Source organism: Acetobacter fabarum (assembly GCF_011516925.1).
Classification (GTDB): Bacteria; Pseudomonadota; Alphaproteobacteria; order Acetobacterales; family Acetobacteraceae; genus Acetobacter; species Acetobacter fabarum.
Window position 1 is genome coordinate 1 of record NZ_WOTG01000011.1, and the last position, 15529, is coordinate 15529.

General features: G+C 54.0%; 12 protein-coding genes and 1 pseudogene. 10 read left to right on the forward strand and 3 right to left on the reverse strand.

The window, feature by feature from the left end; genetic code table 11:
• A pseudogene (locus GOB83_RS11285) lies at positions 1-304 on the forward strand (hypothetical protein); the annotation flags it as partial.
• A gap of 64 nt (positions 305-368) precedes the next feature.
• Here GOB83_RS11285 and GOB83_RS11290 read toward each other — a convergent pair.
• Positions 369-1274 (reverse strand): hypothetical protein, encoded by a 906-nt coding sequence (locus tag GOB83_RS11290; RefSeq protein ID WP_233129088.1) that lies wholly within the window; start codon positions 1272-1274, stop codon positions 369-371.
• Positions 1275-1602: 328 nt separating this feature from the next.
• Here GOB83_RS11290 and aspT point away from each other — a divergent pair, with 328 nt between their 5' ends.
• The 7 genes from aspT to GOB83_RS11325 all read left to right on the forward strand — a co-directional run bounded on the left by aspT (position 1603) and on the right by GOB83_RS11325 (position 12233).
• Positions 1603-3285, forward strand: coding sequence for an aspartate-alanine antiporter (gene aspT / locus GOB83_RS11295; protein ID WP_165926123.1), 1683 nt, complete (start codon positions 1603-1605; stop codon positions 3283-3285).
• A 33-nt stretch (positions 3286-3318) separates the two neighbouring features.
• Positions 3319-4911: a bifunctional aspartate transaminase/aspartate 4-decarboxylase gene (locus GOB83_RS11300; protein WP_086646031.1), complete on the forward strand. Its 1593-nt coding sequence runs from the start codon at positions 3319-3321 to the stop codon at positions 4909-4911.
• 468 nt (positions 4912-5379) lie between these two features.
• On the forward strand, positions 5380-8433 hold the full coding sequence (fdnG, locus tag GOB83_RS11305; RefSeq protein ID WP_165926124.1) for a formate dehydrogenase-N subunit alpha: 3054 nt from the start codon (positions 5380-5382) through the stop codon (positions 8431-8433).
• 9 nt (positions 8434-8442) lie between these two features.
• The gene (fdxH, locus tag GOB83_RS11310) at positions 8443-9378 is read left to right on the forward strand and encodes a formate dehydrogenase subunit beta (RefSeq protein WP_086646030.1); all 936 of its coding nucleotides are present in this window, start codon (positions 8443-8445) and stop codon (positions 9376-9378) included.
• Complete coding sequence (locus GOB83_RS11315; RefSeq protein WP_086646029.1) at positions 9378-10031, forward strand: formate dehydrogenase subunit gamma; 654 nt, start codon at positions 9378-9380, stop codon at positions 10029-10031. The genes fdxH and GOB83_RS11315 overlap by 1 nt, the downstream gene beginning before the upstream one ends.
• Positions 10031-10951: a formate dehydrogenase accessory protein FdhE gene (fdhE, locus tag GOB83_RS11320; protein ID WP_165926125.1), complete on the forward strand. Its 921-nt coding sequence runs from the start codon at positions 10031-10033 to the stop codon at positions 10949-10951. The genes GOB83_RS11315 and fdhE overlap by 1 nt, the downstream gene beginning before the upstream one ends.
• A gap of 19 nt (positions 10952-10970) precedes the next feature.
• On the forward strand, positions 10971-12233 hold the full coding sequence (locus tag GOB83_RS11325; protein ID WP_264802468.1) for a molybdopterin molybdotransferase MoeA: 1263 nt from the start codon (positions 10971-10973) through the stop codon (positions 12231-12233).
• Between the two features lie 17 nt (positions 12234-12250).
• On the opposite strand, the gene mobB is transcribed toward GOB83_RS11325, so the two are convergent.
• Positions 12251-12781 (reverse strand): molybdopterin-guanine dinucleotide biosynthesis protein B, encoded by a 531-nt coding sequence (gene mobB, locus GOB83_RS11330; RefSeq protein ID WP_165926126.1) that lies wholly within the window; start codon positions 12779-12781, stop codon positions 12251-12253.
• A gap of 96 nt (positions 12782-12877) precedes the next feature.
• Here mobB and mobA point away from each other — a divergent pair, with 96 nt between their 5' ends.
• Positions 12878-13516 carry a molybdenum cofactor guanylyltransferase gene (mobA, locus tag GOB83_RS11335; RefSeq protein ID WP_165926127.1) on the forward strand — a complete coding sequence of 213 codons (639 nt, stop codon included), beginning with the start codon at positions 12878-12880 and terminating at the stop codon, positions 13514-13516.
• Entirely contained in the window at positions 13509-14339 is an 831-nt protein-coding gene (fdhD, locus tag GOB83_RS11340) for a formate dehydrogenase accessory sulfurtransferase FdhD (RefSeq protein WP_165926182.1), read from the forward strand. The genes mobA and fdhD overlap by 8 nt, the downstream gene beginning before the upstream one ends.
• Positions 14340-14364: 25 nt before the next feature.
• On the opposite strand, the gene GOB83_RS11345 is transcribed toward fdhD, so the two are convergent.
• Positions 14365-15507: a major royal jelly family protein gene (locus tag GOB83_RS11345; protein WP_264802470.1), complete on the reverse strand. Its 1143-nt coding sequence runs from the start codon at positions 15505-15507 to the stop codon at positions 14365-14367.
• Positions 15508-15529: the final 22 nt, after the last annotated feature.

Below are 15529 nucleotides of genomic sequence, written 5' to 3' on the forward strand. Positions count from 1 at the left end.
CAATCTGCTCAAAACGCAGACCGGATGCCATCGCAAAAACCGTCAATCAAATCGCCAAAAGCCAGAAATTACCCGCCAAGCACATCAATCAACGGTTCTTCGATCCCTCCACCTGAAAGGCATTGCAGAAGCAGCCTCCGAACAGGCTACGGCTTTGCAGGAAGTCAATAATGCAGTTTCCACCATTGATCAGGGCACTCGCCAGAACGCGGCAATGGTGGAAGAAACCTCAGCAGCAAGCTCCGGCATGGCACAACAGGCCCGCCAGCTTAAAGGATTGCTGAACGAATTTACGCTGGCGTAATTCGCTCGGCTCTCTGGCTCGCGCCAAGGCATCTCATTTACGTAATGAGATGCCTTTTTTATTTTTAGTAAATCATGTTCACCGCAAACTGCGGCGAAACTTTAACACCTGTATTGTGGCCAGCATAATAGATTGCAGAGCCAACAATGACCCCAAAACGAGGGCTCCAGCTATATTCCACAGCAGGCGCGATCTGCCAGTCACCACTGCTGGAGGCAATACGGTCAACATGCTTGCCCGTCGCATTGGTGCCCCATATGCGAGAACCGTTTGCCCAGTCTCGCGCCAGATCCATGGCCAGAACCCACGAATGGTTCAGCCCATATTCCAGAGAAAAGCCAGTCTGCCCACTCATTCCAGGGCGACCACGACCATGGAAGCCGTTGCCAGTGCCATAACTCGTCACATCTTCCAGATGTGTAGAAGCAAGCGCATGGCGGAACCACCCCCATGTGCGCAAACGCAAGGCATGGCCACCATTTATAACGTAAGTAGATTGCTCAGTAATGGCCATACGGAACACATAGGCCCCCGTACCACTACTGTCCTGTTTGTGCTGTAGTTTGTTATAATCCCCCGTAGGGAAATACACCCCAGCAAAAAGGTTAAAGGCCGGAATGTATTTTTTAGGATTAGGATCCACAAACCGCCAGACCATATCTACTGGAAAATCGCCGAATTTAGGCCCGGAAGAGTGACCTTGCCCACGCTCCCAGCCGTAATTAACCACGGTATGTGCCTGAATACTGATATGGTCAGTAATACCGTACTTCCACATGGTGGAGTTGCTAAACGTCTGTTGCCGTGGATGCTGCGGATGGCTGGTGCCGTCCGACGCAAAGCGGCCAATCGGCTGTGTGTAGCTATAATAGGGTTCAATACCAATAAGACCCGCATGCGCTTCTGCCCCGGAAGGGGAGACGAGTGAGCCTGTGTACCACTGCCCATCTGCCGCGCGCGCTGTTCCCATGTAAAAAGTCAGCAGGACCCCGGATGCAGCAAGCAATTTCTGATAATTTATTGTTGTTCTACCTATCATTTTTATCGTTCTTTGCCGCACTTAATACAGATCATATGGGGGTCGCCCGTATAACATCGGCCAACGAAAAAATCCATACAGTATGGAAATAATACCGATTAAAACACGAATATTTACTTTGTAGTCATACCGTAACAATCCGGCATTGAAACTATTGTTGCCGGTATTATTTGCAATCCCTCAAAGAGTCACTTGACAGCACAGCCTGTCACAACAGAAATGTAGGCTTTGAAAACCAGAGAAGCGAAGTTCCTACTGCATGGAAATAACGAATTTTGTTAAAACGCTGCTCAATTCATGCCCAGAAATTGCGCTGTTTCTGGCCATTGCAATTGGCTACGCTATAGGAAAAATCCGCTTTGGTTCCTTCCAGCTTGGTGGGGTAGCTGGATCACTGCTTGCCGCTGTTGCAATCAGTCAAATTGGTATTCACATTGATTCCGGCATTAAGGCCGTGCTGTTTGCACTCTTTATTTATGCCGTTGGTTTTCAAAGCGGTCCGCAGTTTTTTCGCTCGCTGGGGCGTCAATCCATGCGTGAAGTGCTTATGGCTGTTGTTCTGGCCGTAAGTGGCCTGCTGACTGTTGTAACCGTTGCCCGTATCTTCCATCTGGACAAAGGGCTGGCTGCTGGCATTGCCGCAGGCGGTCTCACGCAGTCCGCCATTATTGGAACAGCCAGTTCCGCCTTGGAAAAAATGGGGCTTCCGCTGGCTCAGGTCCAGCAGATGCAGGGGAATGTCGCGGTTGGATACGCGGTTACCTATATTTTTGGCTCTTTGGGCCCCATTATTCTTTGCGTTAATATTCTGCCTTGGCTCACAAAGCGCGGTATTCGTGAAGACGCCCTGAAGGCCGAAGCCGCACAGATGGGCGGTGTGCATATTTATGCAGACGGTGAACAATCTGCATTGCCGGAACTGGTCGGGCGTATTTTTACCGTTGCACAAAGCGGACAAACGGTTAGCCAGATAGAAACACCCGCAGTTACAGTGGAGCAGATACGCCGCAACGGCAGTATCCTCGGTCTTGCGCCAGACACACAGCTTGCCGCAGGGGATGTTGTCCTGCTCTTTGGGCACCGGGCCGATGTTATTGCTGCCGGGCAGACGCTGGGCAAGGAAATGCGTAATGCAGACGGCATGGATGTCACCATGGTGCGTCGTGACATTGCCCTGACCAACAAGGCATTTTTTGGCAAGACGATGCCAGAATGTGTGCAGCAACTCGCAGCATCCGCACGGCATGGCGTTTACCTGATGGGTGTCAGCCGGAACGGAAAGCCCGTTCCCCTGAATGCTGACCTGCGTGCCGTATCGGGCGATATTATCTCGCTCTATGGCACCAGCCAGGATGTACAACGCGTTGCAGCCCAGTTGGGGCCAATCCTGACCAGCAGCATAAAAACCGACCTTGTTTTCCATGGCTGCGGCTTGGTTCTGGGCCTGTTGATGGGGCTGGTGGTTGTGCGTCTGGGTTCTGTTCCCCTGACTTTGGGCAGTGGTGGGGGCGCTTTGCTATCCGGCCTTTTGTTTGGCTGGTACCAAAGCAAACATAGCACAAAAGGGAATATGCCGGTGGCATCTTCCGCTCTGCTGGTGGACCTTGGCCTTTCCGGCTTTGTTGCGGTCACTGGGTTGCAAACTGGCCAGCAGGCTGTGGCAACCATTGTCGAGCACGGCGTTACGCTCTTCATGCTCGGGGTTGTTGTAACGCTTGTGCCGCTTGTGCTGACCATGCTGTTCGGCCGTTATGTGCTGCGTTACGATAATACCGCCATTTTTGCAGGTGCTCTGGCTGGCTCACGCAGTGCCAATCCGGCTTTTGGGGAAGTCCTGAACAAAGCTGGCAATTCTGTTCCAACAACCCCCTTTGCCATTACTTATGCCGTGGCAAACGTGCTGCTGACCCTGCTCGGGCCTTTGGTTGTTGCTTTTTCCTGACCCTGTTTTGCATTTTCTGAAAGCGAGAACACGATGGCTATTGATTACGCCAAGTTCAAAGATCTCAGCCCGTTTGAGCTGAAAGACGAACTCATTCGTCTGGCATCCAGCCATACAGACCGCGCCATGCTGAATGCTGGCCGCGGCAACCCGAATTTTTTGGCCACGCTCCCTCGCTCGGCTTTTTTCCACCTTGGTCAGTTTGCCGTTTCGGAATCTGAACTGTCATTTTCCTACATGACGGCTGGTGTGGGCGGTCAGGCACGTGTGGAAGGTATTGAAGAACGCTTTGAGCGTTTTCTGGCTGACAACCGTGACAAAAGCGGCATTTTCTTTCTGGGTCGGGCACTAAGCTATGTGCGCGACCAAATGGGGCTTTCCGCTTCCGCCTTCCTGCATGAAATGGTTGAGGGCATTCTGGGGTGCAATTACCCGACCCCACCACGCATGCTGAGCATGAGCGAGCAGATTGCAGGCCACTACGTGCTGCGTGAAATGGTGGGCAGCGCCCTGCCGGTTGAAAGCACGGACTTTTTTGCAACCGAAGGCGGCACTGCTGCCATGGCTTATATCTTCAACACGCTCAAGCAGAATGGCTTGGTGAAGAAGGGAGATAAAGTCGCTATCGGTCTGCCCGTTTTCTCGCCTTACATTGAAATCCCACAGCTGGACGAATACGGGCTGGAAGTGGTTTCCATTCATGCCGACCCGAGCATGAACTGGCAGTATCCTGCTTCTGAACTGGAAAAGCTGAAGGACCCGGCGGTTAAAATCTTCTTCTGCGTCAACCCCAGCAATCCGCCATCCGTTAAAATGGATGACACCTCGCTGGAACTGATTGCATCCATTGTCAAAAATGATCGTCCTGACCTGATGATCCTGACTGATGATGTGTATGGCACTTTTGCAGATGACTTCCGCTCGCTTTATGCGGTGTGTCCGGCCAACACCATTCTGGTTTACTCCTTCTCCAAATATTTTGGGGCAACCGGCTGGCGTCTGGGCGTTATTGGCGTTCACAAGGACAACGCCATTGATGGCCTGCTCCGCGCTCTTCCCGAAGGCGTGCGCAAAGACCTCGGGCGGCGTTATTCCAGCCTGACAACAGATGCCGGCGCACTCAAGTTCATTGATCGTCTTGTGGCAGACAGCCGTGCAGTCGCCCTGAACCATACAGCCGGCCTTTCCACCCCCCAGCAGGTGCAGATGGTGCTGTTCGCCCTTTTTGCCCTGATGGACGAAACCGGCCACTACAAGGCTTCTCTCAAGGCAGTTATTCGTCGCAGGGAAGCAACGCTCTACCGCGAACTTGGTGTTGAACCCAAGGAAGACGCCAACGCAGTTGACTATTATACGCTCATCGACCTGGAAACAGTTGCGCGTGAGCTGTATGGTAAAAAATTCGCCAAGTGGATGCTCAAGCGTGCCAGCACGGGCGAAATGCTGTTCCGCATAGCTGATGAAACCGGCATTGTTCTTCTGCCTGGCGAAGGCTTTGGGGTGCAAAAGCCCGCAGCCCGTGCATCTTTAGCGAATCTGAGCGAATATCAGTATGCAGCTATCGGGCGTTCTTTGCGCAAGATGGCAGACGAATATTACCAAGAGTTTTTGAAAAGCGACGCATAATTCCAAATACCTAGAGACGAGATAATTTTTCTCTAGGTATTGGGAACACGTTTCATACAATAGTGTGGTGCATATTACTGCACCACACTATTTTTATATCCGCTATCCATCGCCCGCTCTACCAATGAATAATCTGATGGCTGGCTCCTTCCATCCCCCCACCTCATGAAGAGCAGGGAAGTCGCTTCTGGGATTGCAGTGCCATTGTGCAGATTAAGTATAATTTAAAAATATCCCGCCATATATCTATATACTTATAAATATAGATAACTGTTGCATTTTGCCCACTTCGGGGTCGGTTGGCACGTTTCGTGCTTGCAATTGTGCCACACTCCCCGGCATTTATGCATAAAAGCACGAATATCTGGCCGTACAGCACGCCAATGTGATCCTGATCAATGCTTTAATTTGCAAAGTATATATACAGGTTCATTATTACTATTTCTTTACAAAACCGGGATGGTTCAGATGGCTCTGGGGCGCAGAGAGTTTTTAAAAAGTGCAGGAACGTGCGTGGGGGGAGCCAGCGCCATTGCCCTTGGTTTCGCCCCACCACAGGCTTTTGCGCAGGAAACGCGGCAGTACAAGCTGCTACGTGCAAAGGAAACACGGAACAACTGCACATATTGTTCGGTTGGCTGTGGGCTGCTCATGTATTCTCTGGGTGACGGTGCCAAAAACGCCAAGCCCAGCATCTTCCATATCGAAGGCGACCCAGACCATCCTGTAAGCCGTGGTTCGCTATGCCCCAAAGGGGCTGGGCTCGTGGATTTCATTCACAGCGAAGGCCGTCTGCATTATCCTTCCTATCGTGCCCCCGGCAGCAAGGAATGGACCCGGATCAGCTGGGAAGAGGCTACGGACCGTATTGCCCGCCTGCTCAAGGATGATCGTGACAAGAACTTCATAGCGAAGAACGAAAAAGGCGAAACCGTTAACCGTTGGCTCACAACGGGTATGCTGGCGTCTTCCGCCGCCAGCAACGAAACCGGTCTGCTGGATTTCAAATTCGCCCGATCCATGGGTATGCTGGCTCTGGACTGTCAGGCCCGCCTATGCCACGGCCCCACCGTTTCTGCCCTTGGTCCAACCCTTGGCCGCGGTGCCATGACCAACAACTGGGTGGATATTAAAAACGCCAACGTTGTGCTGATCATGGGCGGCAACCCGGCCGAAGCGCACCCGGTTGGCTTTAAATGGGTCATGGAAGCCAAAATCCGCAACGGCGCCAAGGTTATGGTGGTGGACCCCCGGTTCAACCGCAGTGCAGCCGTAGCAGACTTTTATGCCCCCATCCGCGCAGGTTCGGACGGCGCATTTTTGCTGGGGGTGATCAACTACCTGCTCACCCATGACCAGATCCAGCATGAGTATGTGAAGTCCTACACCAATGCATCGTTTGTGGTGCGTGAGGACTTCAGCTTCCATGAAGGGCTGTTTAGCGGTTACGACGCTGAAAAGCGGAGCTACGATAAGTCTTCCTGGGCCTATGAGCGTGACGCGCAAGGGTATGCCGTTACCGACCCAACGTTGCAGAACCCGCGTTGTGTCATCAACCTGCTACGCGAGCACGCCGCACGCTATACACCCGATGTGGTAACGCAGATTACCGGCACGCCAGAAAAAGACTTCCTGCATGTCTGCGAAACCCTTGCAGCGACCAGCGCACCGGACCTGACGTCAACCATCCTGTTCGCACTGGGCTGGACACACCACACCAACGGCACGCAGATCATCCGCACCGCCGCCATGATTCAGCTTCTGCTTGGTAATGTTGGCATGCCCGGTGGTGGCCTCAATGCCCTGCGCGGACATTCCAACATCCAGGGTTATACCGACCTCGGGCTGCTGTCGCTCCGCCTGCCGGGTTATATGAACCTGCCCAAGGACAGCCAGCAGACGCTGGATACCTACCTGCAAGCCGTAACCCCCCATGCGGACGAACCGGGGCAGGTCAATTACTGGCACAATACGCCCAAATTCTTTGTCAGCCTGATGAAAACCCTGTGGGGTGACCACGCAACGCCCACAAACAACTGGGGTTATGACTGGCTGCCAAAATGGGACCGCAGCTACGATATGCTGGCCTATTTTGAAATGATGCATCAGGGCAAGGTTAACGGTTACATTGCGCAGGGCTTTAACCCCCTTGCCGCCATGCCGGATAAAAACCGCATGCGTGATGCGCTTTCCAAACTCCGGTTCCTGATCACCATGGACCCGCTGGATACGGAAACAGCCAACTTCTGGCAGAATGAAGGCACCTTTAATGATGTGAAGCCTGAGGACATCCAGACGGAAGTCTTCAGGCTGCCTGCATCCTGCTTTGCGGAGGAAAACGGGTCTATCGTCAATTCTGCGCGCTGGTTGCAATGGCACTACGAAGGCGCCAGACCACCGGGCGATGCGTGGAACGATGGCCGTATTATCGGCACCATTTTTACCAAGCTCCGGGCGCTGTATGCCAAGGAAGGCGGCATAAGCCCCGAACCTGTCCTGAATATGCAGTGGAACTATCAGGACCCTGAAGACCCAACGCCTGAAGAAGTCGCCAAGGAAGCCAATGGCTACGCACTGGCCGACATAACGGACGACAAGGGGCGGGTTGTTGTGCGCAGGGGCGAACTGCTACCTGATTTTTCGGTCATGAAAGATGACGGCACCACAGCCAGCTACTGCTGGATTTTTGCCGGCTCCTGGACCGAAGCAGGGAACCAGATGGCCCGGCGCGACAATACCGATACAGGTCTGGGCACCACGCCCGGCTGGGCATGGGCATGGCCTGCCAACCGCCGTATCCTGTATAACCGCGCTTCGCTTGACGTACAGGGGCGTCCATGGGACCCCAAGCGGCAGATTATTGCCTGGGACGGGCAGCGCTGGGGGGGAGGCGATGTGCCGGATTACCCCGTCACGTCTCCACCCAATAGCGGTGTTGGGCCGTTTATCATGCACAGTGAAGGCGTTGGCCTCTTGTTTGCCGGTGGTGACAAGCTGGTTGATGGGCCATTCCCGGAACATTACGAACCAACCGAAACCCCGGTTCTGTCCTCTGCGCTGGGTAAAACCACGCTTCGCAACCCGGCGGCACGCTTTTATGCGGACGAAAAGCCCCGTATGGGTGACCCGGCCCAGTACCCGTATGTGGCCACGACATACTCCATTACGGAGCTGTTCCGGCACTGGACAAAACACTCCAGACTGAATGCCATCATGCAGCCTGAACAGTTTGTGGAAATTGGAGACAAACTGGCAGGCAAGCTTGGCATTGCGGCGGGCGATATGGTGCGCGTTTCCTCCCACCGGGGGTATATCGAGGCCAAAGCCGTGGTCACAAAAAGACTCAAGCGCCTGAGTGTTATGGGCAAGGATCTGGATCAGGTCGGTGTGCCTTGCCACTGGGGCTTCAAGGGCGCGACCCAAAAGGGGTATCTGGCAAACACGCTTACTCCGGCCATTGGGGATGCCAACTCCCAGACGCCTGAATTTAAAGCTTTTCTTGTTAATGTTGAGAAAGTCTGAGGTGCGCTGATGGGTATGCAGTCACAAGACATTATCCGCCGCTCCGCCACCAACGGACTGACGCCGCTGCCACAGGCCCGCAGTCATGAACAGGAAGTGGCCAAGCTGATTGACGTCTCCCTTTGCACCGGGTGCAAGGGGTGTCAGGTCGCCTGTTCGGAATGGAATGACCTGCGGGACGAGGTCGGGCACAACGTGGGGGTGTACGACAACCCTGCCAACCTGACACCGGAAACTTGGACCGTTATCCGCTTTGATGAACGTGAGGATGAAGCGGGCAAACTGGAATGGCTGTTACGCAAGGAAGGCTGCATGCACTGCGCCGAGCCGGGCTGCCTGAAGGCATGCCCGAGCCCAGGTGCCATTTTGCAGTTTGCCAACGGCATTGTGGATTTTCAGTCCGAACAGTGCATTGGCTGCGGTTACTGCGTTGCGGGCTGTCCGTTTGATATTCCCCGCATCAGCAAAAAAGACAACCGGGCCTACAAGTGCACTCTCTGCGCCGACCGGGTTGCCGTGGGGCAGGAGCCTGCCTGCGTTAAAACCTGCCCGACTGGTGCAATCTCCTTTGGCTCCAAAGCCGAGATGATCGACCTTGCGGACACTCGGGTGGAAGAACTCAAAGGGCGTGGCCATGAAGGCGCAGGGCTTTACGACCCCGCCGGTGTGGGGGGCACGCATGTTATGTATGTTCTCACCCATGCGGACCAGCCCAGCCTGTACCACCGCCTGCCAGATGACCCGCATATCAGCCCCGTTGTCCGTGGCTGGAAAGAGTGGCTTAAACCCGTAGGCGCGCTTGGGTTTATTGCAACTCTGGCCGGGGCTTTTGCCCACTATATGGGCGTTGGTGCCAACACGACTGACGAAACACCGCCAGCTGAGCCAGAAAAAGAACTGGAAGATGCAGGGCAGGGCCCGAACGACAACGGGAGGGATGCATAATGGACAACAGCAATCTGGTCTTACGTACCAAGCTTATTGACCGCCTGTTCCACTGGAGCATGGTGTCGTGCTTTATGCTGGTCGCTCTTTCAGGGCTGTCCTGGTTCTTCCCGAGCCTGAACTGGCTGGGTTATGTGCTTGGCCCGCCACAGCTTGCCCGTGTGCTGCATCCCTTTTTAGGCATTGCCGTTTTTGGGTTGCTTATGTGCATGTTTGTCCGCTTTGTGCACCACAACCTTTTTGTGCGCACGGACCTGACATGGTTCAAGCATATTGTGGATGTGCTGTTGAACAAGCACGGGCAAAAACTCCAGATCGGCAAATACAATGCGGGGCAGAAGATCCTGTTCTGGGGCATTATGTCCTTGATCAGTCTGCTGTTTGTTAGCGGTTTGATGATCTGGCGGGCGTACTTTGCCGCTCTGTTTCCCATCCCTGTTCTCCGCCTTGCACTTCTGGCGCATTCCGTTGCCGGGCTGGCACTTATCCTGCTGGTTATCGGGCATATTTACATGGGCATCTGGGTGCGTGGCTCCATTGGCGGCATGATCAGTGGCTATGTCTCACGCGCATGGGCCCGGCAGCATCATGACCGCTGGTATGAAGAAGAAGTCGCGCCGACCAAACCCCTGCCATCCAAAAGGCATGGCTGATGCTGAGCAGTTCAGATATTGTCGCTCCGGATAAACGCACCCCCGGGGTTGTGGCGATTGATCCAGCCATTTACCCCATGCTGGACAAGCTTTATGCCCGCCGTATTGAACGGCTGAAGGCACAGGCTCTTTTGCAGGGCGAGAACGGAGAGTATTTTCGTTTTCTAACGCATCTGGTGCAGGCCCAGCAGGATAGTCTTGCGCAAGCACCTCTTGAGCAAGCTGATGTAGAGGCCATTCACAACCTGCTCAAACAGGGCATTTCCGACACAACACAACTCGAACACAGCCTTGGCAACATACAGTGCTGGCAGGCTGCCTACGCAACACTCGCGACACAGCTTGCACCCATGCTTCCGCAAAAAGTGGCTCAGGCACTTGGCACTCTGTCTGCTGACAAAACGGAGCTTGTCAAAGCCGCCACGCACCTTTTGCAGGCCGATTATGCACAGGTTGATGCCGGTGTTGCCGTTGTGCTGTGGGCAGCCCTTTCTACCTGCTGGGCGCAGGCTGTCGCGCGCAAGCAAGGGGAGGGCATTACACAACCTCTGGCGCATGCCACACACTGCCCATGCTGCCATGCCCCACCGGTTGCCAGCCTTGTTATGGGCGGCGCGCGCGAAGGGTTACGCTACCTGCAATGCAGCCTGTGCGAAGTACGCTGGCACCGGGTCCGAGCTGTTTGTGTAGCCTGTGACGCCAGCGGGCAGATAGATCACTGGATGCTGGATGATGCAAAATCTGCTATCCAGATCGAAACCTGCGGGGACTGCAAAAGCTACATTAAAACGCTCCGTCTGGATTATGACCCGGAACAGGAAGCCGTGGCTGATGATCTGGGGAGCCTGCTGCTGGACAGTGCTATGGAAACAGAAGGCTTTATGCGTGTAGGTATTAACCCGTTCTCCTTCCCTGCATAACAACGTTACGGACTGTCGCGTGCACTTACTTCAACCATCGGCTGCTACTGAACACACACCTGTCCCGGCCATGGTAAGCTACGAGCACGCGCAACGTATTTTATCGGCGCTGGTTACAACGCTGCCCGCCCCGGAAGTTGAATACGTCCCCATCCATCAGGCCGATGGGCGCGTTCTGGCCACAGCATTACATGCGCTGTCTCCACGCCCAGAAGCCGATATTTCCGCCATGGATGGTTATGCGTTCTGTTGTGCTGATATTGTGGATACCGGCCAGACGCGCTGCACCATTCCCTTGCGGGATTACGTTGTTGCCGGGGACCAGCCCGCACCCCACAATAAAGGCACTGCCGCGACCATTCTAACAGGTGCCCGCCTCCCCACAGGGGCAGACTGCATAATCGCGCGTGAACGGGTGGAAGTGCACGACGGTTTGCTGCACCTTGCCCTGTCCGACATAGCCGTTGGCAAAAACATCCGCCAGGTGGGGGAAGAGTTTGCCGCTGGTTCTACCCTGCTTACCGCTGGCCAGAAGCTTGACTGGCGGCATATAGCACTTCTTGTCAGCCAGAATATCAAACAGGTTCCGGTTTACAGGCCTTGTCGGGTGGGTGTTATTGCCAGTGGGGCCGAGTTTGCTCTCTCCGCCCCGGATAGCCGGGCGGAAATTAATACCCCACTGCTCCATGCAATGCTAACGCGGCAGGGGGCAACTGTAACAAGCCGCATTGTGCGTTCTGACAGCCGTGAGGACCTGCAAGCGGCCATATCTGAACTGGCAGAACACTCGGATATTCTGGTTACCACCGGGGGTATTTCTGTTGGGCAGACAGATAATGTGCTACCGGTTATGGAACAGCTTGGCGCAGCCTGCCTGTTCCGGCGTGCCAAAATCCGGCCGGGCAAACCGTTTACTCTTATGCGGCTAGGCCCGGTGCCCGTATTTTGCCTGCCCGGCAATCCGGGGGCTACGGCTATATGTGCGCAGGTTTTTGTTCTGCCATTCATCCGCTCATGGATGGAGCACAGACCAACCCTCGCACTCTTCCCAACCATACAGGGAAGAAGCAGTTTTTCTTTTTCTGCTCTGTCAGATGCAACTGGCTTTATGCCGGTTACCTACGCCCAAGTTGGTAAGGAAGGGGTGTTCTCTCTTGTACCTTCACAAGGTGCATCTGATGTTCTCTGTTTTTCCCGTGCTGATGGGATTCTGCAAGTTTCTCCCGGGCAAGCTATAGAAATTGGAGATTGGTGTTCTGCAACGCTGTTTTGCAGTGTATAGAATGTGACTGCATATTTTTACGTTATATTCCACAAAAAAGTATTACTCTCAATATAATCAGCAATAGATTGTGTATCATCCAAGGGAAGAAAAACCTTTTTTTCTTCTGGGTTTTTCATAGGGATATTATCTGTAGCAATAACCTGAATATGAGGGTTATTTATAAATAGCGGCTCTTTCCCGGTTATAGGGCGCCAGACTTCTACACAGGCCGGAACATCGGCATGGAACCCTTCCACCAAAATCAGATCAACTGGCTGCATGGCCTTGAGCAGGTCATTCAGCTTGGGTGGGGTCGGGCTTTGGTGCTGTAAAAACCAGCGCGCAGGTGTTGCAAGCATAACTTCCGCCGCCCCACTTTGCCTATGCTGGAATGTATCTTTTCCCGGTGTATCCATATCCACCCCATGATGGGTATGTTTGATTGTGGAAACACTTAGCCCGCGTTGGCAAAAACAAGAAATAAGGCGGCTAACAAGGTGCGTTTTACCCGAACCACTCCGCCCGATAATGCCAAAAACCCGTTGTTTGCGGTAAAGGGATGTCACGAGCAGGCCAGTCCATACTGTGTTGAAATGAGCCGTTGCTTTTTAAGCGGACACACGCACAATAACCAGCACAAACGGGTAGAGACACAGCTTATTATGCAACATACGTTAAAAATAGCAGGACTGGTGCTGGCAGGCGGGCAGGGCAGGCGTATGCATTATGCGGACAAGGCTTTTATGGACATAGAGCATAAACCCTGCATCGACTGGGTTATTACCCGCCTTGAACAGCAATGCAGCGGCATAGCCATAAGTGCCAATGGCAACCCACAAAGGTTTAGCGCCTGGCACTACCCGGTTCTGCCTGACACATATTTTGACGTAGGCCCTCTGGCCGGGCTGTTAAGTGGTCTGGAATGGGCTGAATCCGCAGGGTTTGATGCGTTGCTCAGTGTGCCAGTTGATACGCCTTTTATCCCGCATGATCTGGCTGGCACTCTGCTCCCCGCACCATCTTATGCAGTTTATGCGGAGCAGCGTCATTCTCTGGTCGCATTATGGCCTGTTACCCAAGCCCGTGCAGTGTTGGCCGCACAATTGGCCAGCGTAACAGAGCAGAACCGAAAACAGACAACACGGGTTTGCACTCTGGCTTATGCCCTGCATGCGCAGGCAATAGATTTTTCTCACCTCTATCCGTCAGATCCATTTGTAAACATCAATACCCCCGAAGACCTGCATGAAGTCCGCTCACTAGGGCAGGCCCAGTCCGGGAGTAACTGCCGTGGTGCATGAGCAAACATCTTTTGCCGTTTCAGAACCCTGCCATGTCAAAAGAATAATCTGGGAAAATGCGCAGGACTGCGCGCCCCAGACCGTAAATGAGACATTAAATCTGGCAGAAGAAGTGCCACTTTCTCTGGTCTATAACGGTATAGACTATGCCGTTATGATGATAACTCCGCAGAATATTGATGATTTTTCTATCGGATTTTCAATAACGGAAGGTCTTGTTAAAAACGTTTCCGAAATCAGGCATATCGCCATATCTTCTATACCCGGTGGGTTAAAGGTGGATATGCGCATAAGTGCTGATGCGCTCCGCACGGTTCTGGCGCGCAGCAGGCGGCCGATTGCAGGGCGCACTGGCTGTGGCATCTGTGGGTCTGACATGAGCAGCATTGCCGCCCGCGACCAGAACACAGTTGAGGCTTATACACCGGACCTGTCTGCCATACGCCACGCATTACGGCACCTGCGGGACCACCAGACACTCAATGCTGGTATAGGCATGCTCCATGCAGCTGCCTGGTGTGCCCCTGATGGGTCCATTACAGCAATCCGGGAAGATGTGGGGCGGCACAATGCGCTCGACAAGCTTATCGGCCATGGCCTTAAAAACACTCCGGGTTTTACAAACGGGTTTTGTCTGCTCACCAGCCGCTGTTCTTACGAAATGGCCAGCAAAGCCATAGCCGCAGGCATGCGCGCCCTTGTCTCGCTTTCCGCCCCCACAGCCATGGCGCTCAGAACAGCACAGCAGGCCGGGCTTACGCTTATCTCTCCCGCCAAGCCAGACAACATGTGCCTTCTCCCCCCATCACCGGAAGGAATCTGATACAGCCCCCACAATCGCTACTTTTTTAGGGGGCAGTAATGGGGATTCTGGCAACCAGAAAAGGCGGTTTGCGCATGTCCTGCCCGTTATGCAAACGGGGCAGGCGGCTCCATTGACCCAAAACCACGTAAACGGCCTGATGATCTGCAAAAATGCCATCGGGCCAGACAAACCGTGGGTCCGAGGCCAGCAGTTCAAATGTGCCATCCGGGTTGCGACGGAACACGGCATCATGGTCGGCTGCTGTGGTGTAAATCCGGTTCCATGGGTCGGTTGCCAACCCATCCGCCGCACCTTTTTCCCCTTCATCTACAACCAGAGCCGCTAACTGAGAGGAAGTGAGGGAGAAATCAGCCAGTTTTGCCGTCGGCAGGCTATATAACCGTCGGCTGGCCAAAGGCGCATAATAAACACGCTCAGCCCCGGCAGACAGGGTAATGCCATCCGCCCCACCCGCGGGAAAAGTCGGATGTGCCGGGTCATAATGCAGCACGCGCCCGTCCAGCACAGTCTGGTACCCCGGATCAGGCAGAACAGAGACCGTATTTTCCAGCACGCGGCGCTGCCTACCTGTGGCAAGGTCCAGCACCACCAGAGCCGGGTGCCCGTCAAACGAACTATCCGTAATGTATGCAGTGCTTTTTGCACCGTGTGTCAGGTCTATACGCAGGTCGTTCATATGGCTTTGGGGCAGCAATGCAGTTGTCAGGGGCACATTGGCAATAATCTGCCCTGTTATGGGGTTGATCCCAACCACTTTGGCGCCCCCTGCTGGAATGGGCTGCCCTTTAATTTTGCCGTCATCAATAACCCACAGGTTTCCCTTGGTGTCTGTTGTCATTCCATGGGGCGAAATCAGCCGTGCCTGTGGTGCCCCGCTTGATGCAGCGGAAAACGTGGCTGTGGGAAAAGGAACCAGACGCCCATCTTTCCATTCTGCCAGCACCGGGCCTGTATGGTCACCATCATGCTTGGGAAAGGTCAAAAACAAGCGTCCATTCACTACAGCAATGCCAGAAGGGTCTGGCGTGGGTATGCTGGCAATAATCTGGACCTGCCCGTTACGGCCAAAAGCAGGGTCATTGTTATCTGTTATGGTCTGCGCCTGCATGGGCGTGGGGAACAACTGGCCTGCCCATAAACCGGCAGCCAGCAAAAAAGGTCCCACTCTGTTCATTCCTGCATCCCCC

Coding starts and splice junctions, on each gene's coding strand:
- GOB83_RS11290 (WP_233129088.1), bottom strand. CDS start 1,274: ATGGGAACAGCGCGCGCGGCAGATGGGCAGTGGTACACAGGCTCACTC.
- aspT (WP_165926123.1), top strand. CDS start 1,603: ATGGAAATAACGAATTTTGTTAAAACGCTGCTCAATTCATGCCCAGAA.
- GOB83_RS11300 (WP_086646031.1), top strand. CDS start 3,319: ATGGCTATTGATTACGCCAAGTTCAAAGATCTCAGCCCGTTTGAGCTG.
- fdnG (WP_165926124.1), top strand. CDS start 5,380: ATGGCTCTGGGGCGCAGAGAGTTTTTAAAAAGTGCAGGAACGTGCGTG.
- fdxH (WP_086646030.1), top strand. CDS start 8,443: ATGGGTATGCAGTCACAAGACATTATCCGCCGCTCCGCCACCAACGGA.
- GOB83_RS11315 (WP_086646029.1), top strand. CDS start 9,378: ATGGACAACAGCAATCTGGTCTTACGTACCAAGCTTATTGACCGCCTG.
- fdhE (WP_165926125.1), top strand. CDS start 10,031: ATGCTGAGCAGTTCAGATATTGTCGCTCCGGATAAACGCACCCCCGGG.
- mobA (WP_165926127.1), top strand. CDS start 12,878: ATGCAACATACGTTAAAAATAGCAGGACTGGTGCTGGCAGGCGGGCAG.